This window comes from Photobacterium phosphoreum (assembly GCF_002954725.1).
Taxonomy (GTDB): Bacteria; Pseudomonadota; Gammaproteobacteria; order Enterobacterales; family Vibrionaceae; genus Photobacterium; species Photobacterium phosphoreum.
Map to the genome: position 1 here is coordinate 2,305,911 of NZ_MSCQ01000001.1, position 2,061 is coordinate 2,307,971.

The 2,061-nt window shown below is 34.0% G+C and carries 2 protein-coding genes; one reads left to right on the forward strand and one right to left on the reverse strand.

Annotation, left to right across the window (positions count from 1 at the left end; genetic code table 11):
* Positions 1-184: 184 nt before the first annotated feature.
* Positions 185-427, reverse strand: a complete 243-nt coding sequence (locus BTO21_RS10045) for a hypothetical protein (protein ID WP_045032924.1) — start codon at positions 425-427, stop codon at positions 185-187.
* Between the two features lie 839 nt (positions 428-1,266).
* Here BTO21_RS10045 and BTO21_RS10050 point away from each other — a divergent pair.
* The gene (locus BTO21_RS10050; RefSeq protein WP_045032881.1) at positions 1,267-1,986 is read left to right on the forward strand and encodes a 3'-5' exonuclease; all 720 of its coding nucleotides are present in this window, start codon (positions 1,267-1,269) and stop codon (positions 1,984-1,986) included.
* Positions 1,987-2,061: the final 75 nt, after the last annotated feature.

Here is a 2,061-nt window from a genome sequence, read left to right on the forward strand (position 1 = left end):
AATGTCGCGTTATCAATAGGTGGTGATGTAATGTGCCATATCGAACTTAGTGGTTATTATTTGTGTCGACGCAGCCATTCTACACCTCGCCATTTTGGTAACAATAGAGATAAAACAAAAACACTTTTACTTATAGGTAATAATTAAATTGTACGTAAAGTGTGATGTGTTCTACTGACAAATTTTACTTATCAGCGGCTGATAATAGTTTTTCATTAAAGCTCATGTGGCTGTTTTTGTTAGTAATCACAATGCCTGAATGTGATTTATCAGCTGTACCGTTTACTGCATAGTGGCTTGCAACCACACTATTATTCGCTTGATTGTTGAGGTTAACGTTACCTGTGAAAGCGCCATCACGTGCAGAAGCAGTGTAAGAAGTAGCGATAATAGCGGTCGCGATAATTGCTTTAATAACTGTTTTCATGAGTCGGTAAACCTTTTGTTTATTGTTATTGCTGAACGCTGTCTGCGTTTCGATGGGGTTATATTAACAATTACCAAAAACAAAGCAATACACGCAAATAACAAAAGATTATTACCAAACAGGAACAATATAAAAGATAAGGGGTTTAGGAGCAAGGGACGAGGAACAGCAAGGCAATTGGTCGCTATGGGAGGATATGAGTTATCAGGAGTTTTCGTGGGTTGGGTATAAATGATCCGAGAGCAATGATTGATGAATGCCGTTAACCACCGCGATGTTGTTGTGTGATGGCCGAGGCGGTGTAATCTTGAAAAATTTAGCTGGCCAGCATTATCTCTGGTAAGGAAAGTCCGTATTCTAGTTCTGTCAGCTTGATATAAGGTCTAATCGCTTTTAGCTTCAATTCGTAACATTAACAACAAACAATCAACACTGATTTACGGTGGTTATCGGCACCCTAAACATCTTAAAACGAGTTTTATAACATCAGTTTAAGATGAAGGGTGATCTCGCAGTGCGGATAAGATGCATACTGTTAAATAGAGCTGTTTTTAGCGAAAAGTCATACTACGAGCCGAGTGATAGGTATTTGTGGTCTTAAAATCGTTTCTAGAGACTATTTGACGGGTATTTTGATTACATCAGGTGGGTGTTGTCTATTTTGCTAATTTTAATGAATTTCTTTAATACATTTACATCTAAAATATATTTATCCTCACAATTACCATTATTATTTTGAATGTAATGTTTACTCTATGTTTTTGTTAAATATACAATAATGTATTAATACTAATATGTATATTATCAGAAGCCATAATGGAATTTAGAGGATTAAAACGATGGATAGTTTTATATTGCTTGTTTTAGTTTTTGCAGTTGTGTTTTTTTTGTATAAAAAAAATAATAATTCTCAAGAAGGTGCTCAAAATGAACGTCAAGAGCATGATACAAAACAGAAACCAAATTTCTTAATCCTTGATACAGAAACTTCTGGTTTAGATTCTAAATCTGAGGTTGTACAATTATCAATGTTAGATAATGATGGGCAAGAGATTTTTGATTCTTTAATTCGTCCATTCGGTAAGATTCCTCGAGAAGCAATTGCTATTCATAATATTACGAATGAAATGGTTCAAAAAGAAAATGTCCCCACAATAGTTCACGCTATTATGCAAATATTACAATATGTTAGAGAGAACTTCCCAGATAATGATTTTACGCTGGTAGGGTATAATATTTCATTCGACACAAAGATGATTATCCAATCTTTATCTATAGCTGAGAAAAATTTATTAAGAAAATCAGATAAAACATTTTCAAAAGAAGAAAAACAACATCTTCCCGAAATGATTGCTGCTCTTATTGAATTTGTATCCGTTTTAGACGGTAGTTCTCGTTGTATTATGCGTGAATTTAAAGCGTTTAAAGGTTATCCTCGTTGGGTTAAATTAATTGATGCCGCAAATGAATCAGGGGTAGAAATTAAAGATGCACATAGCGCTAAAGGTGATTGTCTCATGACTATTGGTGTTATGAATTATATTGATCAGCATAGATAAATAATTTACTGCTATTTTTATTTGTTTATCTGTGCGCATAAATAGGCATACTGTTAAATACCGTCAATAGAGGCT